The organism is Streptomyces aurantiaciflavus (genome assembly GCF_049808595.1).
Lineage (GTDB): Bacteria > Actinomycetota > Actinomycetes > Streptomycetales > Streptomycetaceae > Streptomyces.
The window spans coordinates 294,416-320,664 of the sequence record NZ_JBNCAQ010000005.1 but is presented as its reverse complement, the minus strand read 5'-3'; the positions used below and the strand labels follow the sequence as shown (position 1 = coordinate 320,664).

24 protein-coding genes, 1 tRNA gene and 2 pseudogenes are annotated in these 26,249 nt (G+C 71.9%); 12 read left to right on the top strand and 15 right to left on the bottom strand.

The window, feature by feature from the left end; all coding sequences use genetic code 11:
* Positions 1 to 9: 9 nt before the first annotated feature.
* From ACPT94_RS08070 to hutU, 3 genes are read right to left on the bottom strand one after another with little or no spacing between them, the layout of a single operon-like run.
* Positions 10 to 1,383, bottom strand: coding sequence for a formimidoylglutamate deiminase (locus ACPT94_RS08070; RefSeq protein ID WP_360347429.1), 1,374 nt, complete (start codon positions 1,381 to 1,383; stop codon positions 10 to 12).
* On the bottom strand, positions 1,380 to 2,708 hold the full coding sequence (locus tag ACPT94_RS08065; protein ID WP_425245498.1) for an allantoate amidohydrolase: 1,329 nt from the start codon (positions 2,706 to 2,708) through the stop codon (positions 1,380 to 1,382). The genes ACPT94_RS08070 and ACPT94_RS08065 overlap by 4 nt, the downstream gene beginning before the upstream one ends.
* Positions 2,705 to 4,369, bottom strand: a complete 1,665-nt coding sequence (gene hutU, locus ACPT94_RS08060) for a urocanate hydratase (protein ID WP_360347427.1) — start codon at positions 4,367 to 4,369, stop codon at positions 2,705 to 2,707. The genes ACPT94_RS08065 and hutU overlap by 4 nt, the downstream gene beginning before the upstream one ends.
* Before the next feature lie 395 nt (positions 4,370 to 4,764).
* On the opposite strand from hutU, the gene ACPT94_RS08055 reads away from it, so the two are divergent.
* The 4 genes from ACPT94_RS08055 to ACPT94_RS08040 are packed head-to-tail and all read left to right on the top strand — an operon-like array spanning position 4,765 to position 6,935.
* The gene (locus ACPT94_RS08055; protein ID WP_189934481.1) at positions 4,765 to 5,172 is read left to right on the top strand and encodes a hypothetical protein; all 408 of its coding nucleotides are present in this window, start codon (positions 4,765 to 4,767) and stop codon (positions 5,170 to 5,172) included.
* Positions 5,169 to 5,993: a transcriptional regulator gene (locus ACPT94_RS08050; protein WP_360347425.1), complete on the top strand. Its 825-nt coding sequence runs from the start codon at positions 5,169 to 5,171 to the stop codon at positions 5,991 to 5,993. The genes ACPT94_RS08055 and ACPT94_RS08050 overlap by 4 nt, the downstream gene beginning before the upstream one ends.
* Before the next feature lie 34 nt (positions 5,994 to 6,027).
* The gene (locus ACPT94_RS08045; protein ID WP_360347423.1) at positions 6,028 to 6,540 is read left to right on the top strand and encodes a roadblock/LC7 domain-containing protein; all 513 of its coding nucleotides are present in this window, start codon (positions 6,028 to 6,030) and stop codon (positions 6,538 to 6,540) included.
* Between the two features lie 20 nt (positions 6,541 to 6,560).
* The gene (locus ACPT94_RS08040; RefSeq protein ID WP_360347421.1) at positions 6,561 to 6,935 is read left to right on the top strand and encodes a roadblock/LC7 domain-containing protein; all 375 of its coding nucleotides are present in this window, start codon (positions 6,561 to 6,563) and stop codon (positions 6,933 to 6,935) included.
* Positions 6,936 to 7,115: 180 nt separating this feature from the next.
* Here the strand turns inward: ACPT94_RS08040 and ACPT94_RS08035 are convergent, their stop codons facing one another.
* The 3 genes and pseudogenes from ACPT94_RS08035 to ACPT94_RS08025 form a co-directional block, all read right to left on the bottom strand.
* Positions 7,116 to 7,709 (bottom strand): hypothetical protein, encoded by a 594-nt coding sequence (locus tag ACPT94_RS08035; RefSeq protein ID WP_360347419.1) that lies wholly within the window; start codon positions 7,707 to 7,709, stop codon positions 7,116 to 7,118.
* Between the two features lie 182 nt (positions 7,710 to 7,891).
* Positions 7,892 to 8,770 (bottom strand): MurR/RpiR family transcriptional regulator, encoded by an 879-nt coding sequence (locus ACPT94_RS08030; RefSeq protein ID WP_425245497.1) that lies wholly within the window; start codon positions 8,768 to 8,770, stop codon positions 7,892 to 7,894.
* A pseudogene (locus tag ACPT94_RS08025) lies at positions 8,767 to 9,027 on the bottom strand (histidine ammonia-lyase); the annotation flags it as partial. The pseudogene ACPT94_RS08025 and the gene ACPT94_RS08030, both read right to left, overlap by 4 nt.
* Before the next feature lie 269 nt (positions 9,028 to 9,296).
* On the opposite strand from ACPT94_RS08025, the gene ACPT94_RS08020 reads away from it, so the two are divergent.
* Entirely contained in the window at positions 9,297 to 9,725 is a 429-nt protein-coding gene (locus tag ACPT94_RS08020; protein WP_425245503.1) for a hypothetical protein, read from the top strand.
* A gap of 8 nt (positions 9,726 to 9,733) precedes the next feature.
* Here ACPT94_RS08020 and ACPT94_RS08015 read toward each other — a convergent pair whose 3' ends face one another.
* Complete coding sequence (locus ACPT94_RS08015) at positions 9,734 to 10,495, bottom strand: SDR family oxidoreductase (RefSeq protein WP_360347415.1); 762 nt, start codon at positions 10,493 to 10,495, stop codon at positions 9,734 to 9,736.
* Between the two features lie 145 nt (positions 10,496 to 10,640).
* On the opposite strand from ACPT94_RS08015, the gene ACPT94_RS08010 reads away from it, so the two are divergent.
* A complete protein-coding gene (locus ACPT94_RS08010) occupies positions 10,641 to 11,510 on the top strand; it encodes a helix-turn-helix transcriptional regulator (protein WP_360347413.1) in 870 nt (289 codons plus the stop codon).
* Here the strand turns inward: ACPT94_RS08010 and ACPT94_RS08005 are convergent.
* The gene (locus ACPT94_RS08005) at positions 11,478 to 11,807 is read right to left on the bottom strand and encodes a DUF6924 domain-containing protein (RefSeq protein WP_360347411.1); all 330 of its coding nucleotides are present in this window, start codon (positions 11,805 to 11,807) and stop codon (positions 11,478 to 11,480) included. The genes ACPT94_RS08010 and ACPT94_RS08005 overlap by 33 nt on opposite strands.
* A gap of 409 nt (positions 11,808 to 12,216) precedes the next feature.
* On the bottom strand, positions 12,217 to 13,605 hold the full coding sequence (locus ACPT94_RS08000; protein WP_360347409.1) for a cystathionine beta-synthase: 1,389 nt from the start codon (positions 13,603 to 13,605) through the stop codon (positions 12,217 to 12,219).
* 151 nt (positions 13,606 to 13,756) lie between these two features.
* Between ACPT94_RS08000 and ACPT94_RS07995 the strand changes: the two genes are divergently transcribed.
* A complete protein-coding gene (locus ACPT94_RS07995; protein WP_425245496.1) occupies positions 13,757 to 14,785 on the top strand; it encodes an SGNH/GDSL hydrolase family protein in 1,029 nt (342 codons plus the stop codon).
* Between the two features lie 97 nt (positions 14,786 to 14,882).
* On the opposite strand, the pseudogene ACPT94_RS07990 reads toward ACPT94_RS07995, so the two are convergent.
* Together ACPT94_RS07990 and ACPT94_RS07985 are read right to left on the bottom strand one after the other, a co-directional pair.
* Positions 14,883 to 15,322 (bottom strand): annotated as a pseudogene (locus ACPT94_RS07990) (IS5 family transposase); the annotation flags it as partial.
* Positions 15,323 to 15,377: 55 nt separating this feature from the next.
* The gene (locus ACPT94_RS07985; protein ID WP_425245495.1) at positions 15,378 to 16,199 is read right to left on the bottom strand and encodes a hypothetical protein; all 822 of its coding nucleotides are present in this window, start codon (positions 16,197 to 16,199) and stop codon (positions 15,378 to 15,380) included.
* A 469-nt stretch (positions 16,200 to 16,668) separates the two neighbouring features.
* On the opposite strand from ACPT94_RS07985, the gene ACPT94_RS07980 reads away from it, so the two are divergent.
* The gene (locus ACPT94_RS07980; protein ID WP_360344780.1) at positions 16,669 to 17,886 is read left to right on the top strand and encodes an acetyl-CoA C-acetyltransferase; all 1,218 of its coding nucleotides are present in this window, start codon (positions 16,669 to 16,671) and stop codon (positions 17,884 to 17,886) included.
* Between the two features lie 294 nt (positions 17,887 to 18,180).
* Complete coding sequence (locus ACPT94_RS07975) at positions 18,181 to 18,972, top strand: hypothetical protein (RefSeq protein WP_425245494.1); 792 nt, start codon at positions 18,181 to 18,183, stop codon at positions 18,970 to 18,972.
* A gap of 98 nt (positions 18,973 to 19,070) precedes the next feature.
* Here ACPT94_RS07975 and ACPT94_RS07970 read toward each other — a convergent pair whose 3' ends face one another.
* Positions 19,071 to 19,382, bottom strand: coding sequence for a hypothetical protein (locus ACPT94_RS07970; RefSeq protein ID WP_360344776.1), 312 nt, complete (start codon positions 19,380 to 19,382; stop codon positions 19,071 to 19,073).
* Positions 19,383 to 19,486: 104 nt separating this feature from the next.
* Between ACPT94_RS07970 and ACPT94_RS07965 the strand changes: the two genes are divergently transcribed.
* A complete protein-coding gene (locus ACPT94_RS07965) occupies positions 19,487 to 19,714 on the top strand; it encodes a DUF4287 domain-containing protein (RefSeq protein WP_189934506.1) in 228 nt (75 codons plus the stop codon).
* A gap of 105 nt (positions 19,715 to 19,819) precedes the next feature.
* On the opposite strand, the gene ACPT94_RS07960 is transcribed toward ACPT94_RS07965, so the two are convergent.
* The 3 genes from ACPT94_RS07960 to ACPT94_RS07950 form a co-directional block, all read right to left on the bottom strand.
* Entirely contained in the window at positions 19,820 to 20,737 is a 918-nt protein-coding gene (locus ACPT94_RS07960) for a Bax inhibitor-1/YccA family protein (protein ID WP_360344774.1), read from the bottom strand.
* Positions 20,738 to 20,939: 202 nt separating this feature from the next.
* Positions 20,940 to 22,124: a 4-hydroxybenzoate 3-monooxygenase gene (locus ACPT94_RS07955; protein WP_425245493.1), complete on the bottom strand. Its 1,185-nt coding sequence runs from the start codon at positions 22,122 to 22,124 to the stop codon at positions 20,940 to 20,942.
* 192 nt (positions 22,125 to 22,316) lie between these two features.
* Positions 22,317 to 22,399: transfer RNA gene (locus ACPT94_RS07950), tRNA-Leu, on the bottom strand.
* Positions 22,400 to 22,798: 399 nt separating this feature from the next.
* Between ACPT94_RS07950 and ACPT94_RS07945 the strand changes: the two genes are divergently transcribed.
* Both ACPT94_RS07945 and ACPT94_RS07940 read left to right on the top strand, forming a co-directional pair.
* The gene (locus ACPT94_RS07945) at positions 22,799 to 23,569 is read left to right on the top strand and encodes an ABC transporter ATP-binding protein (RefSeq protein ID WP_360344770.1); all 771 of its coding nucleotides are present in this window, start codon (positions 22,799 to 22,801) and stop codon (positions 23,567 to 23,569) included.
* 46 nt (positions 23,570 to 23,615) lie between these two features.
* Positions 23,616 to 26,144: an ABC transporter permease gene (locus tag ACPT94_RS07940; protein WP_360344768.1), complete on the top strand. Its 2,529-nt coding sequence runs from the start codon at positions 23,616 to 23,618 to the stop codon at positions 26,142 to 26,144.
* The last annotated feature ends 105 nt before the right edge of the window (positions 26,145 to 26,249 follow it).

The following is a 26,249-nucleotide window of genomic DNA, read 5'->3' as shown; positions in this document are numbered from 1 at the left end:
GGCCGGGGGTCATCCGCGCAGGGCTGCGACGGCGTCCGCGAGGGCTTTCGGCACATCCGGTACGAGTGAGTGGGCCCCGTCCCGCACGACGTGCCGACCGCCCACGACCGTATGCGACACGTCCGCTGCCGACGCGGCGAATACGGCCGTCTCGGCCCCGAGCCGCGGAAGCGGCCCTGCCGTCCTGACCGAGTCGAGCGCGATCGTCGTGAAGTCGGCGCGTGCGCCCGGCTCCAAGATGCCCGCGTCGTCCCAGCCGAGGGCCGCGTGACCGTCGGCGGAGGCGGCCCGCAGCAGGGCGGCGGCCGTCCAGTGGCCTCGCGTACGGGTGCGCAGGCGCTCGTTCAGCTCCATCGCGCGGGCCTCTTCGAGCAGGTCGATCACGGCGTGGCTGTCGGAGCCGAGACAGAGCGGTGAGCCGGCCCGCTGGAGGGCGACGGCCGGTCCGATGCCGTCGGCCAGGTCCCGTTCGGTCGTGGGGCACATGCAGGTGCCGGTGCCGGAGCGGCCGATGAGGGCGATGTCCTCGTCGGTGAGGTGGGTGTTGTGGACGCCGGTGGTGCGCCGGCCGAGGACGCCGTGCTCGGCGAGGAGCTGCGCCGGCGTGCACCCGTGGGCCGCACGGCAGGCGTCGTTCTCGGCGGTCTGCTCGGACAGGTGGACGTGCAGGGGCGCCCCGCGTTCGTCGGCCCATCGCGCCACGGTCGCCAACTGGTCGGCGGGCACGGCCCGTACGGAGTGGATCGCCGCCCCGATCCGTGCGTGATCCCGTTCCTTGAGAAGTGAACAGCGTTCGGCCCAGGCGTCCGCGCTGCCGTCGGAGAAGCGGAGCTGGTGGGCGTTGGGGGGCTGTCCGAAGCCGGAGGACAGGTAGGCGGTGTCGAGGAGGGTGACGCGGACGCCGGCTTCGGCGGCGGCCTCGATCAGGGCCTCGCCCATCGCGTTCGGGTCGGCGTAGGGGGTGCCGTCGGGGGCGTGGTGCACGTAGTGGAACTCGCCGACGGCGGTGATGCCGGCGAGGGCCATCTCGGCGTACACCGCCCGCGCGAGCGCGTGGTAGGTGTCGGGCGTGAGCCGGTCGGCGACGGAGTACATGACCTCGCGCCAGGTCCAGAAGGTGCCGGACCCGACCTGGACGGTGCCGCGCAGGGCGCGGTGGAAGGCGTGGCTGTGGGCGTTGGCCAGGCCGGGGAGGGTGAGGCCGCGGAGGATCTCGGCGCCCGGGGGCGGGGTGTCGACGCCCGTGCGGACGGCGGTGATGCGGCCGTCGGAGCCCGCGGCGGTGCCGCCGGTGGTGACGGTCAGGGCGACGCCCGGCTCGACGTGGGTGCCGAGCCAGGCATGCTCCAGCCAGTACGTCCGTGTCCGCTGCGTGGGGGTCACGTGCAGGCCAGCCCTTCCAGTACGTCGGCGAGTGCGCGCACTCCGGCCACGCAGTCGTCCTCGGCGGCGAACTCGGCCGGGGAGTGCGAGACGCCCGTGGGGTTGCGCACGAACAGCATGGCGGTCGGGATGCTCCCGGAGAGGATGCCGGCGTCGTGTCCGGCGCCGGTGCCCAGGACGGGGACCTTGAGGTCGGTGTCCTTGCCGAGGATGCGGGCGAGTTCGTCGCGCAGGGCGTGGTCGAACTCGACGACGGGCGTGAAGGACTCGCGGACGACGTCCAGGTCGACGCCGTGGGCGGCGGCGTACTCGCGGGCCGCCTTCTCGACGCCGTCGACCACCTGGTCGAGGCTCGCCTGGTCGGCGGCGCGGGAGTCGAGCCAGCCACGCACCAGGGAGGGGATGGCGTTGACGCCGTTCGGCTCGACGGCGATCTTCCCGAAGGTGGCGACGGCATCCGCGAGCCGGGCCTCGCGGCGGGCGGCGAGAACCGTCTCGGCGTACGGCAGCATCGGGTCCCGTCGGTCCACCAGCCGGGTGGTGCCGGCGTGGTTGGCCTCGCCCCGGAAGTCGAACCGCCAGCGCCCGTGCGGCCAGATGGCGCCGGCGATGCCCACCGGGTCGCCGCTGAGGTCGAGGGCCCGTCCCTGCTCGACGTGCAGTTCGACGAAGGCCCCGATGCGGGCGAGCCGCTCCGGGTCCGCCCCGATGGCCTCGGGGTCGTGGCCGGCGGCCTCCATGGCCCGCGGCAGCGTGACCCCGTCGCCGTCGGTCAGCCGGTGGGCCTGCCCGACGGTGAGCTGTCCGGCGGTGAGCCGGGACCCGACGCAGGCGAGGCCGAAGCGGGCGCCCTCCTCGTCGCCGAAGTTGACGACGGCGAGGGGCCGGGTGGGCGTCGCCCCGCGCGCGTGGAGTTCATCGAGCGCGGCGAAGGACGACACGACGCCGAGGGGCCCGTCGAAGGCCCCGCCGTCGGGCACCGAGTCCAGGTGCGATCCGGTGACGACGGCGTCCCCCGCGGTGGGATCCCCGAGCCAGGCCCACTGGTTGCCGTTGCGGTCGAGCTCGTAGGACAGCCCGCGGGACTCGGCCTGTTCCTTGAACCAGGCCCGGCAGTCGGCGTCGGCGCCGGTCCAGGCGAAGCGCCGGTAGCCGTGGGAGTCGGGATGCCGGCCGATGGGGAGCAGTTCGCGCCACATCTCCTGGAACGAGGGCGCGCTGTTGCCTTGGGGCCGTACGGGCGGCACGGCCGGAGCGGCAGTCGGCGACGGGGCGCCGGCGCCCGCCGGGGAGTTGCCGCTCGGCTCACCGGAGCGCCGGGTCACGCGTCGTCACCCTCGCGCATGGGCACCCGTACGCCCCGCTCGTCGGCGACCGACTCCGCGCTGTCGTACCCGGCGTCGACATGCCGGATGACGCCCATCCCGGGGTCGTTGGTCAGGACGCGCCGGATCTTCTCGCCGCCCAGCCTGGTGCCGTCGGCGACGGTGACCTGGCCGGCGTGGATGGACCGGCCCATGCCGACGCCGCCGCCGTGGTGGATGGACACCCAGGAGGCGCCCGAGGCCACGTTGACCATGGCGTTCAGCAGCGGCCAGTCGGCGATCGCGTCGGAGCCGTCGAGCATGGCCTCGGTCTCGCGGTAGGGGGAGGCGACGGAGCCGCAGTCGAGGTGGTCGCGCCCGATGGCCAGCGGAGCGGCCAGCTCACCGCTCGCGACCATGTCGTTGAACCGCTCGCCGGCCTTGTCGCGCTCGCCGTAGCCGAGCCAGCAGATGCGGGCGGGCAGGCCCTGGAAGTGGACGCGCTCGCCGGCCATCTTGATCCAGCGGGCCAGGGACTCGTTCTCGGGGAAGAGGTCGAGGATCGCCTTGTCGGTCTTGGCGATGTCGGAGGCCTCGCCGGACAGGGCCGCCCAGCGGAAGGGGCCCTTGCCCTCGCAGAACAGGGGGCGGATGTAGGCGGGGACGAAGCCGGGGAAGGCGAAGGCGCGGTCGTAGCCGGCCAGCTGGGCCTCGCCGCGGATGGAGTTGCCGTAGTCGAAGACCTCGGCGCCGGCGTCCAGGAAGCCGACCATCGCCTCGACGTGCTGCGCCATGGACTCGCGGGCGCGGGTGGTGAAGCCCGCCGGGTCCTTGGCGGCGTACGACGCCATGTCGTCGAAGTCCACGCCGGTCGGCAGGTAGGACAGCGGGTCGTGGGCCGAGGTCTGGTCGGTGACGATGTCGATGGGCGCGCCCATGGCGAGGAGCTGCGGGACGAGGTCGGCGGCGTTGCCGAGGACGCCGATGGACAGCGGGCGGCGGGCGTCGCGGGCCTCGACGGCCAGCTGGAGGGCGTGGTCCAGCGAGTCGGCCCGCACGTCGAGGTAGCGGTGCTCGATGCGGCGCTCGATGGCGCGCGGGTCGCAGTCGACGCAGATCGCCACGCCGTCGTTCATGGTCACGGCGAGGGGCTGGGCGCCGCCCATGCCACCGAGGCCGGCGGTGAGGGTGATCGTCCCGGCGAGGGTGCCGCCGAACTTCTTCGCGGCGACGGCGGCGAAGGTCTCGTAGGTGCCCTGGAGGATGCCCTGGGTGCCGATGTAGATCCAGGAACCGGCCGTCATCTGGCCGTACATGGTCAGACCCAGCTGTTCCAGCCGGCGGAACTCCTCCCAGTTGGCCCAGTCGCCGACGAGGTTGGAGTTGGCGATCAGGACGCGCGGGGCCCACTCGTGGGTCTGCATGACGCCGACGGGGCGGCCGGACTGGACGAGCATGGTCTCGTCCTGCTTCAGCGTGCGCAGGGTCCGCACCATCGCGTCGAAGGATCGCCAGTCACGCGCGGCCTTCCCGGTCCCGCCGTAGACGACGAGCTTGTCGGGGTGCTCGGCGACCTCGGGGTCGAGGTTGTTCTGCAGCATCCGCAGGGCGGCTTCCTGCTGCCATCCCAGGGCGCTCAGTTCCGTGCCGCGCGGGGCTCGTACGGGGCGGGGTCCTGACATGGTCGGCCTCCTCGTGGCTGGGACGGTCCCGGCGGATGTTGCTGCTTCTATTCACATCCTGGACTCATGAATAGAGCTAGTCAATACGGGGGCGCGTCCGCACCGAGGACGCAGAGCTCGCAGGGGCCACAGAAATCACAGAAGTGGAAAAAGGAGGCGCGGTCGAGCCCGAGAGGGGCGCACGCCGCCACCCTCACCACCCCACGCCCGCCCTCGCACCCTTGACGCGCACCCGCGGGCACGGTGTTGAACAAGCGGGAAAACGAGGACAGTTGACCCACCCTAGTCACTCCGGCGCATGTTCCGCTGGAAAATGCCAGATCCCTCACCCCTCGCGCACACGTTGCGTAGCGTCTCCCTCACTCAGCCGAACCGCAGGCGGGAGGGGAGCCACGGTGCCCGGAATCGATGAGTGCCTACTGGAGGCCATGCGGCTGCCCGGGGCCCGGGGAGCCGCGCTGGTCGACTGGACCAGCGGGCTGGCCCTGGGCACGGTCGGGGAGTTCCCGGGCGGCGACCACGAGGCCGCGGCCGCCGAGGCCGCGGAGGTCGCGCGACTCACGGCCGAGCAGCGGGCGTTCACGCCCGGAGACCACGACGACGGCAGCGGGGAGGAGGCCGCCGATCCGCCGGTCGAGGACCTGATCATCAGCAACCGGGACAGCTACCACGTCCTGCGGTTCGTCCCGACGTCCTTCGACAGCAGTGTGTTCCTGCACGTGTGGCTGGCCCGGTCGGACGGCAATCTCGCGCTGGCCCGGATCCGGCTGGGCGAGATGGCCGGACGGCTGGTGCTGGGATGACCGTCGTGGGGACGACCCCGCCGCCCCGGCTGCCGGTGCGGGACAGAGCGACGGCCCGAAGCCGCGCGGGCGGCGAGGTGTCGCCGATGCTGACGCGGCTCGCGGCCGAGCGGGCCAGCGGAGTCCTGGAACGCGAGCGCGGGGCGCTCTACCTCGCCGAGGGCCGGGTGGTGCACGCCGAGAGCCCGCTCGCCCCCGGTCTCGACGTACTCCTGCTGACGCACGGCACGCTCGACGCCGGTGCCTGGCGGGCGGCCGTCGAGCAGGCCGGCGAGGAGCGCGGCGCCGCCCGGCTGCTGCTCGATGGCGGTCGTATCGGGCAGGGCGCGCTGGAGGTGTGTCACCTGGGGGCGTTGTACGACGCCGCGTACTTCACCCTCGCGCCCAGCAGCACGCCGGGCCGGTTCCGGTACGGCACCGGGCACTGGTTCGGGGCGCTGCGGCCGGTCGCGGTCGACGCGCTGGAGCGCGAGACGCTGCGCCGCCGCGCGCTGCTGCACCGCCTGTGGCCGGATCCGCTGCCGGACACCGCGCCGCTGCTGCGGGCCGAGCCCGTGGCGGCGCCGGGGCTCACCGCCCGGCAGCGTGCGGTGCTGGCCCTGGTGGACGGGGTGCGCACGGCGTCGGACATCGCCCGGGCGCTGGGCCGGCACACCTTCGCCACGCTGGTGGACGTCCGCCGGCTGGCGGCGGCCGGCCTGCTGACCGCGCAGTTCCCGCCGCCCGTCCCGCAACCCCCGCCGCGGCCAGCCCTGCCCCGTGTCAACGACCCCGACATCACCTTGCTGAAGAGGCTCAGGGATGCGCTGGAGGCCCTTTGAACGGCAGCGATCGCGTGCCGAGAGGAGGGCGCTGATGGCCGCCCAGCCCGAGATACGCGCCGAGTTGCTGCGGCTGCGGGCCCGGGTGCCCCAGCTGACCGGAGCGCTCGCGGCGGGCGCGGACGGCCTCGTCCTCGCCCACGACACCCCCGGCGTGGAGCCGGAGGGCGTGGCCGCGCTCACCGCCACCGCCCTCGCCGTGGCCGTACGCATGGCGGACACCGCCGGCCAGGGCGACTTCCGCGAGCTGCTCGTGCGCGGGGTGTACGGCTACGTCGCGACGTACGCGGCCGGGGAGAGCGCCGTGCTGACGGTGCTCGCGCAGGACCGCGTCAACGTCGGCCGGCTGCACCTGGAGGGACGGCGGGCCGGTGCCCGCATCGGGGAGCTCGCCGACGCGGCGGCGGCCCTCCCGGCCACCCCGGCGAAGGCCCCGGCCAAGGCCCCCGCCGACACCGCCACCGCCACCGCACGGACCAGAAGTGCGCGCACCCCGCGCACCCCACGCACCACGACGACCAACGCCCGTACCACCACCGAAAGTTGAGAGGAACCGAGGAACCCGTCATGGCCAACACCGAAACCGCACTCAAAGAAGCGCTCGCCTCCATCGAGGGCGCCACCGGCGTCGCGCTCGTCGACTACACCAGCGGCATGGCGCTGGGCACGATGGGCGGCGGCAAGAGCTTCGACCTCAATGTCGCCGCCGCCGGCAACACCGACGTGGTGCGCGCCAAGATGCGCACCATGGAGCACCTCGGGCTCAAGGCACAGATCGAGGACATCCTGATCACGCTGTCCGACCAGTACCACCTGATCCGCCTGATCAGCGGCCGCGGCGGCAACGGGCTCTTCCTCTACCTGGTGCTGGACGCCAAGCGGGCCAACCTGGCGATGGCCCGCCACCAGCTGAAGAGGATCGAGGAGGACCTGGAGGTCTGACCCGCCGGGGCCCCGCCCCCCGGTCCCGAAGGACCGAACCGCCCACAGCCCGGACCGTCCGCGGACCGAACCGCCCGCAGGCCGGACCGCCTGCGGGACGGACCGTCCGCGGGACGGACCGCCCGCGGGACGGAACCGTCCGAAGGACAGGACAGAACCGCCCGCGGGACCGATCTGGATCTAGACGAGTGCCGCGGTGCGGCGGCGCGCTCCACCCGGGGCCGCGTCGCCCGCCGCGATACCCGTGCTGCGGTAGCCCTTGACCGTCTTGCCGGCCGGATGCCCGCCGTTCCCGGCGAGCCAGTCGACCCGCACCCACAGCAGCGCGTCCTCGGACCGCTCCAGCCGCCCCAGCCAGGCCGCCTTCAGCCGCAGCCCGGCCCCGCACCCGGCGAGCAGCATGCCGCCCGCGGCGGGCGCGGCGAACGCGCTGCCCAGCGCGGCCGCGAAGGCCGCCAGCAGCCACCAGCGGTGGCCTCGGCGCCAGGCGCGGGCGGTCACCGCCCGGTCCTGGAGCACGTCGTGCCTGCCCGCCCGGGCGGCCGCGCGCGCGAGGGCGGTGTACCGCCCGCGGCGCAGCAGCGCCACCACCGCCGCCGCCACGATGAACAGCGCGGCTCCCGCCATCACTCCGATCCGCCGGCCCGTCAGTCCCGGAACCAGTACGCCGACGCCCGCCGCGAACACCCCGAGCCACCACATCGGCGCGGCTCCGGCCCGTACGACGACGGCCACCCGAGCCAGACCCTGAGCTCTGCGATCTCCGCGTGCCACGTTCCGCCTCCTCGTCGCCTCGACGACACACGCATTTCCTGGTCGGGCAGACTAACGAGCGAACGTGAGACCAGTCTGAGAACGGCGCAGGCCGCGAGAACCGCGCGCATCACGGAAAGCGCGGACTCACTCACGGAAACCGCCGGCTCACTCACGTACCGCGGAAACGAGCACCGCGGCCGTCACTCCACGAACAGCCCCCGCGCCGCGGCCTTCGCGTCGAACTCCTCCAGCCGCGCCTGCGCGTCCGGCAGGTCGTCGCACATCGCCTCCAGCAGCACCCGCCCGAGCAGCATCGGCGCGCACGCGGTGTCGAAGGCGAGCCCGGTGCCGACGGCGGCCGGCAGCAGCAGGTCGGACACCTTGGCGACCGGCGCGAACGCCGAGTCGGCGACCGTCACCACGGTCAGCCCGGCCTCCTTGGCATAGCTGAGGGTGTCGACGACCTCGCGCGGATGCCGGGGCAGCGCGAAGCACAGCAGGGCGGAGGCGCCGGCGCGTACGGCCGCGTCGACGCGGTCGTGGAGCATCGAGCCGCCCTCGTGCAGCAGCCGCACGTCCGGGTGGACCTTGGCGGCGAAGTACGCGAAGCCGTACGCCTGGGAGGCGGCGGCGCGCAGGCCGAGCACGGGCAGTGGCCGTGAGGCCGCGAGCAGCCGCCCGGCCCGCCGCACCGGCCGCGGGTCGGCGAGCAGCTCCGCCAGGTGCCGCAGGTTCTCGATCTCGGCCTCGACGGCCTGCTGGTACTCGTTGTACGAGGCCGCGTCGGCGGTCTGCTCGACGGGCGCGACCTCGCGCAGGTGCTTGCGCAGGGCCGGGTAGCCGTCGAAGCCGAGGGCGACCGCGAACCGGGTGACGGAGGGCTGGCTGACCCCCGCGAGTTCGGCCAGTTCGACGCTGGAGAGGAACGGCACGTCGGCGGCGCGCCGCACCATGCTGTGCGCGATGCGCCGTTGGGTCGGCGTCAGCCGGTGCCCCTCGAAGAGCGCCTGCAGCCGTGTGGCGGGGCTGTCCGTCACGCCCGTGCCCGTGCCCGCGCCCGTGTCCCTGTCCGCGCTCATGCCGCGCTCCCCCTCCGGATGTCCGTGCACCGGTCCCGCTGCCGGGCCACCGCCGCCGCAGGGGCGCGTCGGCGCAACGCCCGTACGGCGGCGACCGGTTCGCAGCCGACGACGAGACGGTACGCGCCGCACGCCCGCGGCGTCCGCCGGGCGGCGAACGAGGCAGCACCGGCCCGCTCTCCGACGCCCCGGGAGAGTACGGCGTGGCCGGGCGACGCGGCCGCCGGGAACGCCCGCGGATCACCGGGGCCGGCCCCGTCCAGGACGACGAGGCACCGGCCCCCCGCCCGCGGCACGCCCACGATCCGGGACGACATCAGCCCCAGCTCCCCTCGATCGGACACCGGCCACCCATCAGCAACCTATTCATTCACCCAGAACTCTGCATGACGCCATACAGCCGGGACAAGGGGCGTCCCGTCGCCGCCCACCCGGGCGAACCCCAGCCCGGACAGGGGGGCTAACCCCAGTGCCTACGCCGCGACCGCTGCCTACCGTGGAGGGCATGACGGGACGGGAGACCACCATGGACGCGCGCGACGCCGAGCTGAAGAAGGAACTCAACGCCACGCTGCAGGCCCGCAGGGAGCTGGGTGAGGAGTACGAGTCCGCGCTGGTGGACTCGTTCCTGGAGAAGGTCGACCAGCGCATCGACGGCACGGTCGAGCGCCGGGTGCGCCGGCAGTTCGCGGAACAGCAGATGGTCGTGGCCCGGGACGCCCGCTCACCAAGGGCGACGGACTCCTGGGGCGAGCGCTTCGGTTTCGGCATCGTCTCGCTGGTGCTGGCGGTACCGCTGTCGGCGATCGGCGTGGGCGTCGCGGGCCTGCCCGGCCTGATCGTCTCCTGGGTGGGCATCGTCGGCGTCAACGCGGTCCAGGCCGCCCGCACCAACCCGAGCCTGTTCGGCGGACGGCGCCACAGGTCCTCCCAGGGCGGGGACTGGGAGGACTGACCGGCGGGTCAGGCCTGGCGGGTCGGCAGCACCATGATCTGGCGCAGGTTGACGTGCCGGGGCCGGCTGGTGACATAGGCGACGACATCGGCGATCTCCTCCGCCGCCAGTCCGCCGACGGCCTCCAGCAGACCGTCCAGCTGCGCCGACAGCTCGGCACTGGCGACATGGGTCGCCAGCTCGGTCTCGGTCAGCCCCGGCTCGATGTTGGTGACCCGTACGTCCCGCGGCCCGAACTCGGCGCGCAGCGCCTGGGAGAGGTAGGTGACGGCGGCCTTGGTGGCGCCGTACACCGCGTAATGGGGGAACACGAGGTGCGCGGCCACGGACGACACGTTCACCAGGTCCGCGGTGCCTCCCTCGGCGGCGGTGTCGACCAGGTCGGCGGTGAAGGCGCGGATCACCCGCAGCACACCGGTGACATTGGTGTCGAGCATGCGCTGCCACTCGTCGGCCCGGCCGTCCTCGACCGGGTGCGGCAGCATGACGCCGGCGTTGTTCACGACCAGGTCGACGCGCCCGTACGCGTCCCTGACGCGCGCGGCGGCCGCGGTCACGGACGCGTCGTCGGTGACGTCGGCGACCACGGCGAGGGCCTCGCCCCCGTCCGCGCGGATCTTCCCGGCGAGCGCCTCCAGCCGCTCCCCGCGCCGCGCCACCAGCGCGACCCGCGCGCCCCGGGCGGCGAGCAGAACGGCGGTGGCCTCACCGATGCCGCTGGCGGCACCGGTCACGACAGCGGTACGGCCGGCCAGGTTCTCGTACGACATGACATGCTCCTCGGCTGCGGGCCGGGGCGTCTCCCCGGCGGCACACACCACCCTCGCCGCCCGCGCCGGCCCCACCCAGGGATGCGTTTTTCCTGGGTCTGCCAGTACCAGGTTCGCCGGCCGCCGCTCCCCTACGATCGAACCCATGGACGGGGACCTCGGAGACTTTCTTCGCTCACGCCGCGCCCGCATCCGGCCCGAGGAGGTCGGCCTGCCCTCGCACGGCCGCCGCCGCGTGCCCGGCCTGCGCCGCGAGGAGGTGGCGCAGCTGGCCGGGGTGAGCGTCGACTACTACGTCCGCCTGGAACAGGGCCGCGGCCCCGGGGGCCCCTCCCGGACGAAGACCGGGGGAGTCTCGGACGCCGTCCTGGACGCGCTCGCCCGCGTCCTGCGTCTGGACGAGACCGAGCACGCCTACCTGCGCGCGGTGGCCCGCCCCCGCAGACAGCCCGGCCGGCCGACCGCACCTCGCGTCCGCCCCGGCGTCCAGCTCCTGCTGGACAGCATGGACCGCACCCCGGCGTTCGTCCTGGACCGCCGTATGGACGTCCTGGCGTGGAACGCGCTCGGCAACGCCGTCTTCGGCTACGACGGGACACCGCCCGAGGGCCGCAACGTCCCCCGCCAGATCTTCCTCGACCCGGCCGCTCGCACCCTCTACCCGGAGTGGCACGCGGTCGCCACGCAGTCCGTCGCCTACCTGCGGATGCTGGCCGGCCACCACCAGGACGACCGCGGGCTCACCTCACTCGTCGGCGAGCTCTCCCTGAAGAGCGAGGACTTCCGCCGTCTGTGGGCCGACCACCCGGTCGCCGAGTGCGCGTACGGCGTGAAGCGCGTCCAGCACCCGGTGGCGGGCCTGCTGACTCTCCCCTACGAGACCCTGGCGATCTCGGCGAACGCGGACCAGACGTTGCTGGTCTACACGCCGGAACCAGGGTCGGAGACGGAGGAGAGGCTCGCGCTTCTGGGGAGTTGGACGTCAGCCGTCCCCGAAGCCACGGAACGTGCCTGAGGCGTCGGCGCAGTCGGCGAAGTCCTCGAAGTCCATGTTGGCGATGGACAGGTTCGCGGACATGTCCGGGAACCAGGCCGGCGGCACCCGGAAGGTCCGTCCGGGCTCGTCGTAGCGGTCGAGGGCCGGCAGGTGGTGCCGCGGGTCGGCCAGAGCGGTGGCGTCGGCGAGGAACAGGTGCGTGAGTTGTTCGTCCTCGTCGGCCGTGTCGTCCTCGTGCAGGAGTTCCGGGATGCCCACGCCGGCGAACCGCAGGTCGCAGGGCCATACGGCGATGGTCGCATCCGGCACTGACATCCGGCCCCGGGATCCGGCTCCGACACCCAGCCCCGACGTCGGAGCCGCCGGAAAGGACATGCGCGGGGACCGCCGCACCCCCGTTGACGGGGGGCGGGACGACGGCGGTCCCCGCGAGGGACGCGGGCCGGGTCAGGCCGGGCTTGCGCGTCCATGGCGTCTGTGGAGGTCCGGGAGCCGCTCCGGAGGTCCGTGACGCCGTTTCGGTGCCGGCGGGGGCGGGGAGCCGCTCCCGCCCTGCCGACACCCACCAATGTGCCGGACCCGTGTTAAGCGTGTGCTGCGCGGACGTGACGCGCTCGTACCACTTCCGCGAAGTCCACCACTTGGACAGGGAAACGGAAGTTCGCCGTCGGCGAGGTCCGTTCACCGCAGCTTTCCCGGCGGTTCGACTCCCGGACCCCGAAAGCTACTTGCCGCCCTTGGCCAGGAAGGCGAGGAGGTCCTGGCGGCTGACGACGCCGGTGGGCTTGCCCTCGACGAGGACGATCGCCGCGTCCGCGGTGCCCAGCACGGACATCAGGTCGCCGAGGGGCTCGCCGGAGCCGACCTGGGGCAGCGGGGCGGACATGTGCTTCTCCAGCGGGTCGTCCAGCGAGGCCGTCCTGCTGAACAGGGCGTCGAGCAGCTCGCGTTCGACGACGGACCCCACGACCTCGGCGGCCATGACGTCCGGGTGACCGGCGCCCGGCTTCACGACCGGCATCTGCGAGACGCCGTACTCGCGCAGCACCTCGATGGCCTGGCCGACGGTCTCCTCGGGGTGCATGTGGACGAGGGAGGGGATGGTGCCGGCCGCCTTGTCGTTGAGGACGTCGGCGACGCGGGCGCTCGGGCCCTCGTCCTCCAGGAAGCCGTAGTCGGCCATCCACTCGTCGTTGAAGATCTTGCTGAGGTAGCCGCGGCCGCTGTCGGGCAGCAGGACGACGACGACGTCGTCCGGCCCGAGCCGTTCCGCGACGCGCAGCGCGGCCACGACGGCCATGCCGCAGGAGCCGCCGACGAGCAGCCCCTCCTCCTTGGCCAGCCGCCGGGTCATCTGGAAGGAGTCCTTGTCGGACACCGCCACGATCTCGTCGGCGACGGTCCGGTCGTAGGCGGTGGGCCAGAAGTCCTCACCGACGCCCTCGACGAGGTACGGCCGCCCGGAGCCGCCGGAGTACACGGACCCCTCGGGGTCGGCGCCGACGACCTGCACCCGGCCGTCGCTGACGTCCTTCAGATACCGCCCGGTCCCGGAGATGGTGCCGCCGGTACCCACACCGGCGACGAAGTGGGTGATCTTCCCCTCCGTCTGCTCCCACAGCTCGGGGCCGGTGGAGTGGTAGTGGGAGAGCGGGTTGTTGGGGTTGGAGTACTGGTCGGGCTTCCACGCGCCCGGGGTCTCACGGACGAGCCGGTCGGAGACGTTGTAGTACGAGTCCGGGTGCTCGGGGTCGACGGCGGTGGGGCACACGACGACCTCCGCCCCGTAGGCCCGCAGCACATTGATCTTGTCGGTGCTGACCTTGTCGGGGCACACGAAGATGCACTTGTACCCCTTCTGCTGCGCCACGATGGCGAGGCCCACCCCGGTGTTGCCGCTGGTCGGCTCGACGATGGTGCCGCCGGGCTTGAGCTCGCCGCTCTGTTCTGCCGCCTCGATCATGCGCAGGGCGATGCGGTCCTTCACGGAGCCGCCCGGGTTGAAGTACTCCACCTTGGCCAGGACGGTCGCCCGGATTCCCTTGGTCACGCTGTTGAGCTTCACCAGCGGGGTGTTGCCGACGAGGCTGATCATCGAGTCGTGGAATTGCACCGTTGTCTCCGGTTGCTTGCAAAAACAGTGGTCGTGGTTGGTGTCGCCAGCCTAAGGCCCCAGCCGGAACGTTCACTCCCCGTTGAGATTGGCCGACGGTCTGTATGGGGCAAGGAGTGGGTGTACGGACTCGAGGAGGTGGCGTCGAGGCATGACGAGCATGTCCAGGGCAAGGGTGGCCCGGCGCATCGCGGCCGGCGCGGCCTACGGCGGCGGCGGCATCGGACTGGCCGGGGCGGCCGTGGTCGGGCTGCTGCTGGCGGAGGCGCAGCTGGCGCGGCGCCATGTCAACGGCAACGGCGCGAACGGACGCGTCCCGGTCTCGGACGGCCTGTACGGCAGGTCGTACGCCACCCCCGGCGAGGAGGCCCTGCGCCTCACGCTCCTCGGCGACTCCACGGCGGCGGGCCAGGGCGTCCACCGGGCCGGCCAGACGCCGGGCGCGCTGCTGGCCTCCGGCCTCGCGGCGGTGGCCGAACGCCCGGTGAAGCTGCGGAACGTGGCGCTGCCCGGCGCCCAGTCCGACGACCTCGACCGGCAGGTCGCGCTGGTCCTCGGCGACGTCGACCGGGTGCCCGACGTCTGCGTGATCATGATCGGCGCGAACGACGTCACCCACCGCATGCCTCCCACGCGCTCGGTACGGCACCTCTCGGCGGCGGTACGACGGCTGCGCACCGCCGGCGCGGAGGTGGTCGTCGGCACCTGCCCCGACCTGGGCACCATCGAACCGGTGGGCCAGCCCCTGCGCTGGCTGGCCAGACGGGCCTCCCGCCAGCTGGCGGCCGCCCAGACGATCGGCGTGGTCGAGCAGGGCGGCCGCACGGTGTCGCTGGGCGACCTCCTGGGACCCGAGTTCGAGGCGAACCCCCGCGAGTTGTTCGGCCCCGACCACTACCACCCCTCGGCGGAGGGCTACGCCACGGCCGCCATGGCCGTCCTGCCCACGGTCTGTGCGGCCCTGGGCCTGTGGCCGGCCGAGGAGGAACGCCCCGACGTCTCCCGCCGCGAGGGCTTCCTGCCGGTCGCCCGGGCAGCGGTCGAGGCAGCGGCGGAGGCCGGCACCGAGGTCACGGCGGCGATGCCGACGGGCCCGCGCGGCCCCTGGGCCCTCCTCAAACGCCGCAGGCGCCGCCGCGTCCCCGAACCAGAACCGACACCGGCCACCCCGAGCCCCTAGTCCCCCAAGCCCATCCGGAGGGCGGCCCCTGCCCCCCTCCGGGCACATGCCCCCATCCACCCGACTCGGTCGGACGAGAGGCAGACCAAACACGCAACCTGCCCGGCGCATCGCATATGAGGTGAATCTTGCTGGTCAGGCCGCCTCGGAACCGACCGAGTCCGGGGCTGCGGAGCCCCCTTTTCGGGCTCCGGCAGCGTGCTGGTGGGCACGGACCACGGTTGAGTCGATCAACACGAGCCAGTCGACGGGGCCGGTCGCGTCCGTCCTCGCCTGGGCGGCCTGGAGCATCCGCTCGAACGCGCCGTCCAGGGCCCACCGGCGAAACCGGGTGTGCAGCGTGGCCCACGGACCGTACCGCTCGGGCACGTCCCGCCAAGCCGTCCCGGTACGGAACTTCCACACGATCCCGTTGAGCACGGTGCGGTCGTCCAGCCGCTTTCTGCCCCGCAACGACTCGGGCAACAGCGGCCGGACGAACTCCCACTCGGCATCCGACAGTTCATGTCGACGTATCACGACCTCATGATCCGCCACCCAAGATCATTTGAGACACCACCAGGAGCTGGGCCCGCGCCCGACCCGGTAACCCTCAGCTCACCAGAAACGGAACCATGGCGAGGGCGGCACCGCCGCCCAGCAGCGGCAGCGCACCGAGGGTGAGGAGACCAGCCTTGAGCAGGGTGCTCTTGCCCGACAGGTCAAAGGAGTAGTCCCCGGGATCCTCCGGGTCGTAGGCGACGCGGGTCACCGGTCCGCGGTTCTTGCCCCGGCCACTGCGCTCGACGCCGTCGGCGTCGGTGAACTTGTACCAGGCCGCTCCGTCTTTGGTCCTGAAGTCGAAAGAGGCGGGCACGGTGATCCCGCGCCGCTTCAGCGCGAAGTGGACCAGCGTCACATTCACCGCGACGAACAGCAGGACTGCGCCGAGGCCGAGCGGGATCGCCGCGGCGATTGGGGCGCTGATCCACTCCGCCTCGCGTACGACGCCGACCCAGATCGTGTAGCCGACGTAGGCGAAGAGGAGAGCGAGCGCGATCACCTGCCGCCGCCGGTACTTCGGATGATATTCCGCCTCCTCCGGCTCCTCCGGTGGCGCCAGCGGGGTGACCGTGACGCGGCCGCTGCCGACGGGGTCGCGCTGCGCGGGGAGCGCAGCGGTCAGGGCGGTGACGAAGGCGGTGGCAGCCGTCGGGTTGCCGCCGTCCACACGGTGCACGGCACTGTCGGTGAGAACGATCTCGACGTGGCGCCCGCCGTCGGTACGCACCTCCTGGACGACCGCGAGGGGGATCTCCGTGCGGGTGCGGCGGTCGACGAGCCGGAGACCGCCGCCTTCGAGCACGGTCTCGGCACCGTCGCCGATCAATATCTGTGAAGACACCATCGCGTTCGCCCCCTGTTGATACGCCATGGCGACGTCCGCCGTCGCGCTACCGGAAACCTACCGCCAGCAGGAACGGGCGCAGCCGCCACGATCGCGGTGGCGACCCGGTGCCGCCTGCCCTGGCCCCGTACCAGGAACCTACGGCCCAGAACGCTCACACGTCCCGCCAGGCCGTCCCGGACCTTCCACGGCCCCCGCGCGGGGCTCCGTCCAAGCAAGCCCGCCCAACGCCCCGGAGCAGCCCCGCGCGGGGGCCCAGTGGTGCAGGGGCGCAGCCCTGCCGGGTTCGAAGGGACGGAACCCCTCGTGGGGGTCGAAGGGGCGAGCCCCCGGGGAAGGGAAGGGTAGGGGCGGCGGGGGCGAGGAAAAGTGCAAGGAAAAAGCAAGCGCTTAGAAAATTGCGGTCAGGGTCACACCTCGCCCCCGGTGACCCCGCCCATACGGACGGGTAACTTCCCACACAGCCATACCCATCCCGTACGCCAATGGAGCCGTGATGCCCGAAGCCGTCATCGTCTCGACCGCCCGCTCCCCCATCGGCCGCGCCGGCAAGGGCTCCCTCAAGGACCTCCGCCCGGACGACCTGACCGCCACGATCATCCAGGCGGCCCTCGCCAAGGTCCCCGAGCTGGACCCCAAGGACATCGACGACCTCATGCTCGGCTGCGGCCTCCCCGGCGGCGAACAGGGCCACAACCTCGGCCGGATCGTCGCCGTACAGATGGGCATGGACCACCTCCCCGGCTGCACGATCACCCGCTACTGTTCCTCCTCGCTCCAGACGAGCCGCATGGCCCTGCACGCCATCAAGGCCGGCGAGGGCGACGTCTTCATCTCGGCCGGTGTCGAGATGGTCTCCCGCTACGCCAACGGCACCTCCGACATGCCGGGCACCCACAACCCCCTCTTCGCCGAGGCCGAGGCCCGTACCGCCGCCGTCGCCGCGCAGGAGGGCACCACCTGGCACGACCCCCGCGAGGACGGCCTCCTGCCGGACGCCTACATCGCGATGGGCCAGACCGCCGAGAACCTCGCCCGCTGGAAGGGCGTCACCCGCGAGGAGATGGACGAGTTCGGCGTCCGCTCCCAGAACCTCGCCGAGGAAGCCCTCAAGAACGGCTTCTGGGAGCGCGAGATCACCCCGGTGACCCTTCCCGACGGCACGGTCGTCGCCAAGGACGACGGTCCCCGCGCCGGCGTCACCATGGAGGGCGTCGCGGGCCTGAAGCCGGTCTTCCGCCCCGACGGCCTGGTCACCGCCGGCAACTGCTGCCCCCTGAACGACGGCGCCGCCGCCCTCGTCATCATGAGCGACACCAAGGCCCGCGAGCTCGGCCTCACCCCGCTCGCCCGCATCGTGTCGACCGGCGTCTCCGGCCTCTCCCCCGAGATCATGGGCCTCGGCCCGGTCGAGGCGTCGAAGCAGGCCCTGCAGCGCGCCGGCCTCACCATCGACGACATCGACCTGGTCGAGATCAACGAGGCGTTCGCCGCCCAGGTGATCCCCTCCTACCGCGACCTCGGCATCGACCTCGACAAGCTGAACGTCAACGGCGGCGCCATCGCCGTGGGCCACCCCTTCGGCATGACCGGCGCCCGCATCACCACCACGCTCATCAACTCGCTCCAGTTCCACGACAAGCAGTTCGGCCTGGAGACGATGTGCGTCGGCGGCGGCCAGGGCATGGCGATGGTCGTCGAGCGCCTCAGCTGAGCCGCTCGACAGCCGTCGCGCGGACCTCTCGGTAGCCGCGGCGGCACCCACCGTGAGCCGATAGCCCGGAGTCCGGGAAACACCTGGACTCCGGGCCCTTTTGTGATCCAATCTCCCCCAGGATGTGACCTATCTCCCTCCCCGGAGGGATTCACGCAGCTCAGAGCCGTTTCACACCAAGCCCCAGGCCCCAAGTCCTGTCCGTTTCGTGATGTTACGTACTGACAGCTGGATAGTCCGCCCTTCAAGCTGATGTAGGAAGTCGGGGGTCGACTTTGAACCGGGAGTACGTCAGTGAGCGCCATGCCGATCGCCTTGCTGGTCACCACGGCCGCCACGGGCGCCGTGGGCGTCGCCGTCCTGCGCACCCTCGTGCTGCTGCGCCGGCAGGTGGCAGCCCTGCACACCCAGCTCGCGCAGAACCACGCCGCCGACACGCACGGCCTCGTTCCGGCCGCCCGCACCGCGGCCGACACGGATGAGATACGCGCCGCGGTGGCCGAGGCGCTGGCCGAGGAGCGGGAGCGGGAACTGGCCGAGGCGCGCGCGTTCTGGGCCGCCCAGGAGGCCCGTGACACCCCCGACGCGCCCTCCCTGCTCGGCCTGCCGGACAGCGAACTGTTCCTGCCCCGCCAGGTCGACTTCGCGGGTCTGGAGCACCTGGAGCCGGTGACCGAGCCGACCGCGGACGCCGAAGAGTTCGCGGGCGACTCCCCGGAACTGGCCGCGGCCCGCCGCCGTCACCCCTCCCACCCGGACTTCGTCCCGGTGCAGTCACCGGTCGTCGGCGACCACGAACGCACGGTGGCCGCCCTCGAGGAACTGGCCGCCTCCCGCACCGAACTGACCGACGTCCGCCCGGGCCCCCTCGGCACCCTCGACGTCTACGTCTTCGCCGACGGCACCACCCTGTGCATGACCCCGGGCCACCGGGAAACAGCGGAACGCCTGGCAGCGGCCCTGACGGCCGGCGAAACGCCGTACCTCCTGGGCGGCTCGGGCATCTCGGGGGCGTACACCCTGACGTTCGCGTGCGGAGAAGAGAACGTCTACATCCTGGCGGACAGAGTCATAGCGAGCTTCTAGGCCGTCGCCCACAGGTTCCCAGGCGCCTGGGGCTTGGGTGTCCGTCCGGGCGCTTCGGTGCCCGGGTGCTTCGGTGCCCGGGTGCCTTCAGGGCGGCGTCAGACGCCCGCGCGCTTCTGCGCCTCTTCGACCAGCCGCACCGCCTGCGCCACTTCACCCTCGCTCGTCAACACGACCGCCAGATCATGCCCCGCCACGGTGATCTGGTCAGCGGCGGCGAACATCCCGGCATCAGGCATCTCCCGAGGTTCGCACTCGGGATCCTCGAGGACCTGCGCCCATCGGGCCAGCTCTCTGGCCAGCGCCAGCGCCTCCGCGGCAGCGCCGCGCTGCAGGCGGGACTGCGGCGCCGCCCTCAGACGATCGGCAAAGTGATCCACCGCACGGGACAGAGGCGTCGTATCAACCACGCGGTGAGCGTACAGCGCCGCAGCAGGACTGTTGCCAACAGGCGAACGCTCAGGCACCGTGACCTGAAGGACCGGCTTACACCCCATTGCGTCCGGAGGCGCCGATGTCCCACGTCCTCTCCGAGGAGACCCACCGCAACATTCTCGCCCGCATCCCTCACTGCACCGGTCGTGAAGTCTCCGACTGGCTGCGCACCGTCGACGAAGGCCCCGCTCTCCGCTTCGAGGAGAAGGTCAGCTGGCTGCGCCACGAGTACGACCTCGCGTACGGCCACGCCAAGGCGATCATTCACGAGTACGACCTGAGGAGGGCCGCGCGCAAGCTGCTGTAGCGCGCCCGCACGACACCACACCGACCGAACACGGCGAAGGGGCCCCGGGAGATCCCGGGGCCCCTTCAGTGCTCACACATGCCGCGCACGTGCGGGCGCGGAGTGCTAGTCGTCGCTGTTCAGGATCGCGAGGAGTCGCAGGAACTCCATGTAGATCCACACCAGCGTCAGCGTGAGGCCGAAGGCGGCGAGCCAGGCCTCCTCGCGCGGCGCACCGTAGGCGATGCCGTCCTCGACCTGCTTGAAGTCCAGGGCGAGGAAGCAGGCGCCGAGGATGATGCCGATGACACCGAAGACGATGCCGAGGGCGCCGCTGCGGAAGCCGAGGCCGTCACCGCCGCCGAAGACGGTGAACAGCAGGTTCACGGCCATCAGCAGGACGAAGCCGAGCGCGGCGGCCATCACGAAGCCGACGAAGCGACGGTTGACGCGGATCCAGCCCGCCTTGTACGCCACGAGCACACCGGCGAAGACCGCCATCGTGCCGAGAACGGCCTGGGCGACGACGCCGTCCGCGATGTACGTGGACACCGCGCTGGAGATCACGCCGAGGAAGACACCCTCGAGGGCGGCGTACGACAGGATCAGCGCGGGCGCCGGGCGCCGCTTGAAGGACTGGACGAGCGCCAGCACCATCGCGACCAGGCCGGCGCCGACGGCGATGCCGTAGGACCTGCCGAGGTTGGCCTCGTCGACGGGCAGCAGCAGCCAGGACAGGACGGCGGTCACGACCACGGTGCCGAGCGTCGTCGCGGTGCGCGCGACCACGTCGTCCATGCTCATCGCACCGGTGGTGGTGACCGGGGCCTGCGGAGCGCCGTACTGCACGTCCTGCTGGGCGTAAGGGTTCTGCGCGTAGGGGTTGCCGGCCGGCTGGGCGTACGGGGTGCCGCCCTGCGCGTACGGGTTGCCCTGCTGCGTACCGACAGCGGGACCCCCGGCCTGCGGCGCGGCGTTGAAGCCCGCGTAGCCGTTGTCGCGGCTGAACCCCCGTCGCGAGAAGACCGGGTTTCTGCTCCTCATTTCACTCCTCCATGGCCGCACAGCGCGGCCTTGGCTCAAGAGTAATAGGTAGGCAAAGGATTGACCCTAGTGCTTGGGGAGGATCTTTCCCTCGTCGTGCTGGCCAACACGCTACGTGCATCCCTGATTCCCAGCACCGGAGGGCCTCATTCATGACCAACCCGGTACACGTCCGGAACCGTCCGGAGATCACCCCGGCGGGTCACCCGAACGGGAACCCCGTGTACCCCTCGGCCAGGTCGGTCTCCGCGGCGCGGGAGGAGGCGATCCGCTCCAGCCGGGCGAGCTGCAGCCGGTCCTCGAAGGGGGTGGCGTCGGGGGCGCGGTGCAGCAGGGCCGTCATGTCGTACGAGAACCGCTCGGCCTGCCAGACCCGGCGCAGACAGGTCTGCGAGTAGGCGTCGAGCAGCTCCGGCGACCCCGTCTCCTTCTCGTGCGTCAGGGCGCGCGCGAAGGTGACGACGTCACCGACGGCCAGATTCAGCCCCTTCGCGCCGGTCGGCGGCACGATGTGGGCGGCGTCGCCGGCGAGGAAGAGCCGGCCGTGCCGCATGGGCTCGTGGACGTAGGAGCGCATGGGGGTGACCGACTTCTGGGTGATCGGCCCGCGCCGCAGGGTCCAGTCGTCGTCCGTCTCGAAGCGGCGCTCCAGCTCGGCCCAGATCTCCTCGTCGCTCCAGGCCTCGGCGTCGGTGCCCTCGGGCACCTGGAGGTAGAGGCGGGAGACGGACGGGGAGCGCATGGACAGCAGGGCGAAGCCGCGGTCGTGGCGGGCGTAGACCAGCTCGTCGTGGGAGGGCGGTACGTCGGCGAGGATGCCGAGCCAGCCGAAGGGGTACGTCCGTTCGAAGACGCGGGTGAGCTCGGCGGGGACCGCCTTGCGGGAGACGCCCCAGAAGCCGTCGCAGCCGACGACGTAGTCGCACTCCAGGACGTCCTCGCGGCCCTCGTGCCGGAAGCGGACGCGGGGCCGGCCGGCGGCGTCGTCCGCGACGTTCTCGACGGCGAGCGCCTCCGCCTCGAAGAGCAGCGGGCCGCCCTCCTTCAACTGGAGGGCGATGAGGTCCTTGCACACCTCCGTCTGGGCGTAGACGGTCACCGACCGGCCGCCGGTGAGGTCGGGGAAGTCGACGCGGTGGCGCCGGCGCGCGAACCGCAGCTCGATGCCGTCGTGGCGCAGCCCCTCGCGGTCCAGTCGCCCCCCGGCGCCGGCCGTCCGCAGCACGTCCGCCGTGCCCTGCTCCAGGATTCCGGCGCGCTGGCGCTGCTCGACGTAGGCCCGGTCGCGGCTCTCCAGGACGACGGAGTCGATGCCCGCGTTGTGCAGCAGGCGGGCGAGGAGGAGGCCGGCGGGGCCGGCGCCGATGATGCCGACGGTGGTGCGCATCGGGCTTTCCCTTCAGACGGGCGTCATTGCCGCGGTGGTCCGGTGATGCCAGGAGGCTGACTGTGTTCGTGTGGTGAAATTTTTTTCACTTCCGCGCGACCTGAGTCTGCGCCCGGTTTCACCGGGTGTCAACGGTCCGCACGGAGACGGTCGAGGTCTTGAGGGAGGGCTCGGCGCAGGGGAGGTCGGAGGTGCCCGGAACCGGACTTGAACCGGTACGCCCGCGAGGGGCAGCGAGGTTTAAGCTCGCCGTGTCTGCATTCCACCATCCGGGCAGGCCATGGGCTCCGCGTCGAGGTCCGAGCCTATCGGTGAGCGTCCCCTCAACAGCGAACCAGCGGCCCGATGTTGTCTTATTTTATTGAGGTCTGAGGGAGCATCAGCACCGGGAACCGGCCATCGGCACTTGCCAGTAGCCTCGCGTGCGGCGGTCGGCCGCAGGCGCGGAATGACGGAATTTCACCGTCCGAACGAGGGTGCTCCACCGGTTCTTGACGTTCCCTGACGGAGCGGCGCCTCAGGGACGCGTGTCATCCCCTGGTATGACCCGGCGGCCGACGGTCCGACCGAAGTCGCCCCTCGGAACCGGAACAGCGGCTGACTACACGGCCACGGGCGGCCGGGACGATGGTTCACGTCCCCGAAGCAACGTCGTCCCGACAGGAGCCATATCCGTGACCACCACCCCTCTCGCCGACCGGACCACCGCCGTGGCCGCACGTGCCACGGACCTGTCGAAGATCTACGGGCAGGGCGAGACCCAGGTGGTCGCCCTGGACCGGGTCTCCGTCGACTTCCGGCAGGCCGAGTTCACCGCCATCATGGGCCCCTCCGGGTCCGGCAAGTCGACGCTGATGCACTGCGTGGCCGGTCTGGACACCTTCTCCTCCGGCTCCGTGCGCATCGGCGACACCGAGCTGGGCTCCCTGAAGGACAAGCAGCTCACCAAGCTGCGCCGGGACAAGATCGGGTTCATCTTCCAGGCGTTCAACCTGCTGCCCACGCTGACCGCCCTGGAGAACATCACCCTTCCGATGGACATCGCGGGCCGCAAGGCCGACAAGCAGTGGCTGGACAGCGTCATCCGGATGGTCGGGCTCGCCGACCGGCTCAGCCACCGGCCCTCGCAGCTCTCCGGCGGCCAGCAGCAGCGCGTCGCCGTCGCCCGCGCCCTCGCCTCCAAGCCCGACATCATCTTCGGCGACGAGCCGACCGGAAACCTCGACTCGCGCTCCGGCGCCGAGGTGCTGGGCTTCCTGCGCAACTCCGTGCGGGAACTGGGGCAGACCGTGGTGATGGTGACGCACGACCCGGTGGCCGCGGCGTACGCGGACCGGGTGGTGTTCCTCGCGGACGGCCGGATCGTCGACGAGGTGTACGGGCCGACGGCCGACTCGGTGCTCGACCGGATGAAGCGGTTCGACGCCAAGGGCCGCACCAGCTGAACCCGTTGACGCCCCCTCACCCTCGCACCCTGGACTGAGACAACCCATGTTCCGTACCGCCTTGCGCAACGTCCTCGCGCACAAGGCCCGGCTCCTGATGACCGTGCTCGCCGTGATGCTCGGCGTGGCCTTCGTGTCGGGGACCCTGGTCTTCACCAACACCCTGTCGAACGCGCTCCAGAAGAGCTCCGCCAAGGGCTTCGACCAGGTCGACGTCGCCGTCACCGCCGAGGTCCAGCAGGACGTCGGCGACCGCATCGTCAAGACGCCCGAGCTCACCGAAGCCCTGCGCGAGCAGAGCGCGAAGGTGCCCGGCGCCGCGTCCGCCGTCGGGGTCGTCACCGGCTTCACCGCCATCGCCGACAAGGACGGCAAGCTCGTCGGCGGCGGCTTCCAGTCGCAGGGCGGCAACTACTGGGGCTCGAAGGACGCCCGGTACCCGCTGGTCAGCGGGCACGCGCCGAGCGGCGCGAACGAGGTGCTCATCGACTCGAAGACCGCCGAGCGGGCCGGCTACCGGGTCGGCGACACCGTACGGATCTCGGTCGACGGACCGGTGCTCGCCCCCGAGATCACCGGCATCTTCACCACCGACGACGGCAACGTCGCCGCCGGCGGCAGCCTCGCCCTGTTCGACACGGCGACCGCGCAGCGGCTGTTCGGCAAGACCGGCACGTACGACGAGATCGACGTGCAGGCCGCCGCCGGGACCTCGCAGGCCGCGCTGAAGACGGCACTGGACGCCGCCCTGCCGAAGGGCAAGGTGGAGACCACCACCGGTAAGCAGCTCGCCGACGACCAGGCGGAGCGGATCGCCGCCTCCATGAGCGGGCTCAAACAGGGTCTGCTGGTCTTCGCCGGGATCGCGCTGTTCGTCGGCACGTTCATCATCGCCAACACCTTCACCATGCTGGTCGCCCAGCGCACCAAGGAGCTCGCGCTGCTGCGGGCCGTGGGCGCCTCACGCCGGCAGGTCACGCGGTCGGTGCTGATCGAGGCGTTCGTGGTGGGCACGGTCGCCGGGGTGACCGGTCTGGTGGCCGGGATCGGCATCGGCGCGGGGCTGCGCTCCCTGATGAACACCCTCGGGGCGACCGTCCCCGACGGACCGCTCGTCGTCTCGCCCGGCACGATCGCCACCGCCCTCGCCGTCGGCGTCGTCATCACCATGCTGGCCGCCTGGCTGCCCGGCCGCCGGGCCGCGAAGATCCCGCCGGTCGCCGCCATGAGCAGCGTGCACGCCAAGGCGACCACCAAGTCGCTGGTGCTGCGCAACACGCTCGGCGCGCTGTTCTCGGCGGCGGGCGTCGCGGTCGTCCTGACCGCGACGACGATGAACGGCTCGGACGGCCAGGCGCCCATGGGCCTCGGCGCGGTCCTGCTGATCATCGGCGTGTTCGTCCTGACCCCGCTGCTGTCCCGGCCGCTGATCGCCGCCGCGGCGCCGGTGATGCGGATCTTCGGGGTCTCCGGCAAGCTGGCCCGGCAGAACTCGGTGCGCAACCCGCGCCGTACGGCGGCCACCGCCTCCGCGCTGATGATCGGGCTCACCCTGATCACCGGCATGACGGTGATGGCGGGCAGCCTGCAGAAGTCGATCGACAAGATGGCGTCCTCGGCGATCAGGGCCGACTACGTCGTGTCGATGGCGAACGGCAACGAGCTCTCCCCCGGCGTCGAGGAGAAGCTCAGGACGACCGAAGGGGTCACCGCCTCCAGCCCGATGCGCAACGGGTTCGGACGCATCGACGGCAGCACCGAGTACCTCACCGGCGTCACCGGCTCCGCCTTCGGCCGGCTCACCGACCTCAAGGTCGACGACGGCACGTTCGAGGTGGGCGGCACCCAGGTCGTCGTCGACACCGGCACCGCCGAGTCGCACGGCTGGAAGGCCGGTTCCCCCTTCACCGTCTCCTACGAGGACGGCCGCAAGCAGCGGATGACGGTCGCCGGGGTCTACGAGGGCAACGAGCTGATCTCGGGCATCATCCTCGACAACTCCACCCTCTCCCCGCATCTGGACGACCCGGCCGACATGCAGGTCCTGGTCAAGACGTCCGGCGGCGCGTCGGACGCGACCAAGGACCGGCTGGAGAAGGCCCTCGGCTCCAACCCGGCCGTCAAGGTGCAGAGCAAGAAGGACCTCTCCAACGAGGTCGCGCGGATGTTCACGCTGATGCTGAACATGCTCTACGGACTGCTCGCGATGGCCGTGATCGTCGCGGTGCTCGGCGTCATCAACACCCTGGCGATGTCGGTGTTCGAGCGGTCGCAGGAGATCGGCATGCTGCGGGCCATCGGGCTGGACCGGAAGTCGGTGAAGCGGATGGTGCGCCTGGAGTCGCTCGTGATCTCCCTGTTCGGCGGAGTGCTCGGCATCGGGCTCGGCGTGTTCTTCGGCTGGGCGGCCGGTGAACTGCTCGGCACGAGGATGCCGACGTACGAGCTGGTCCTGCCGTGGGGACGGATGGCCGTGTTCCTGGCGCTGGCCGCCGGGGTCGGCGTCCTGGCGGCGCTGTGGCCGGCGCGGCGGGCGGCCCGGCTGAACATGCTGACGGCCATCAAGTCGGAGTAGCGGGAAGCGAGTTCGGGGCCCCGTCGCGGATGCGGCGGGGCCCCTTCGTGTCGTGGGTCAGTGGCGTTGTGGGTCAGTGGCGTTGTGGGTCAGTGGCGTTGTGGG

What these genes read in the sequence shown, in the direction of transcription:
- ACPT94_RS07960 (WP_360344774.1), bottom strand. Translation starts at nt 20,737, where the DNA reads ATGAGGAGCAGAAACCCGGTCTTCTCGCGACGGGGGTTCAGCCGCGAC.
- ACPT94_RS08010 (WP_360347413.1), top strand. Translation starts at nt 10,641, where the DNA reads ATGGACGGGGACCTCGGAGACTTTCTTCGCTCACGCCGCGCCCGCATC.
- ACPT94_RS07955 (WP_425245493.1), bottom strand. Translation starts at nt 22,124, where the DNA reads ATGCGCACCACCGTCGGCATCATCGGCGCCGGCCCCGCCGGCCTCCTC.
- ACPT94_RS08020 (WP_425245503.1), top strand. Translation starts at nt 9,297, where the DNA reads ATGGACGCGCGCGACGCCGAGCTGAAGAAGGAACTCAACGCCACGCTG.
- ACPT94_RS07995 (WP_425245496.1), top strand. Translation starts at nt 13,757, where the DNA reads ATGACGAGCATGTCCAGGGCAAGGGTGGCCCGGCGCATCGCGGCCGGC.
- ACPT94_RS08045 (WP_360347423.1), top strand. Translation starts at nt 6,028, where the DNA reads ATGGCCGCCCAGCCCGAGATACGCGCCGAGTTGCTGCGGCTGCGGGCC.
- ACPT94_RS07940 (WP_360344768.1), top strand. Translation starts at nt 23,616, where the DNA reads ATGTTCCGTACCGCCTTGCGCAACGTCCTCGCGCACAAGGCCCGGCTC.
- ACPT94_RS07985 (WP_425245495.1), bottom strand. Translation starts at nt 16,199, where the DNA reads ATGGCGTATCAACAGGGGGCGAACGCGATGGTGTCTTCACAGATATTG.
- ACPT94_RS08050 (WP_360347425.1), top strand. Translation starts at nt 5,169, where the DNA reads ATGACCGTCGTGGGGACGACCCCGCCGCCCCGGCTGCCGGTGCGGGAC.
- ACPT94_RS08005 (WP_360347411.1), bottom strand. Translation starts at nt 11,807, where the DNA reads ATGTCAGTGCCGGATGCGACCATCGCCGTATGGCCCTGCGACCTGCGG.
- ACPT94_RS08015 (WP_360347415.1), bottom strand. Translation starts at nt 10,495, where the DNA reads ATGTCGTACGAGAACCTGGCCGGCCGTACCGCTGTCGTGACCGGTGCC.
- ACPT94_RS08030 (WP_425245497.1), bottom strand. Translation starts at nt 8,770, where the DNA reads ATGAGCGCGGACAGGGACACGGGCGCGGGCACGGGCACGGGCGTGACG.
- ACPT94_RS07965 (WP_189934506.1), top strand. Translation starts at nt 19,487, where the DNA reads ATGTCCCACGTCCTCTCCGAGGAGACCCACCGCAACATTCTCGCCCGC.
- hutU (WP_360347427.1), bottom strand. Translation starts at nt 4,369, where the DNA reads ATGTCAGGACCCCGCCCCGTACGAGCCCCGCGCGGCACGGAACTGAGC.
- ACPT94_RS08040 (WP_360347421.1), top strand. Translation starts at nt 6,561, where the DNA reads ATGGCCAACACCGAAACCGCACTCAAAGAAGCGCTCGCCTCCATCGAG.
- ACPT94_RS07980 (WP_360344780.1), top strand. Translation starts at nt 16,669, where the DNA reads ATGCCCGAAGCCGTCATCGTCTCGACCGCCCGCTCCCCCATCGGCCGC.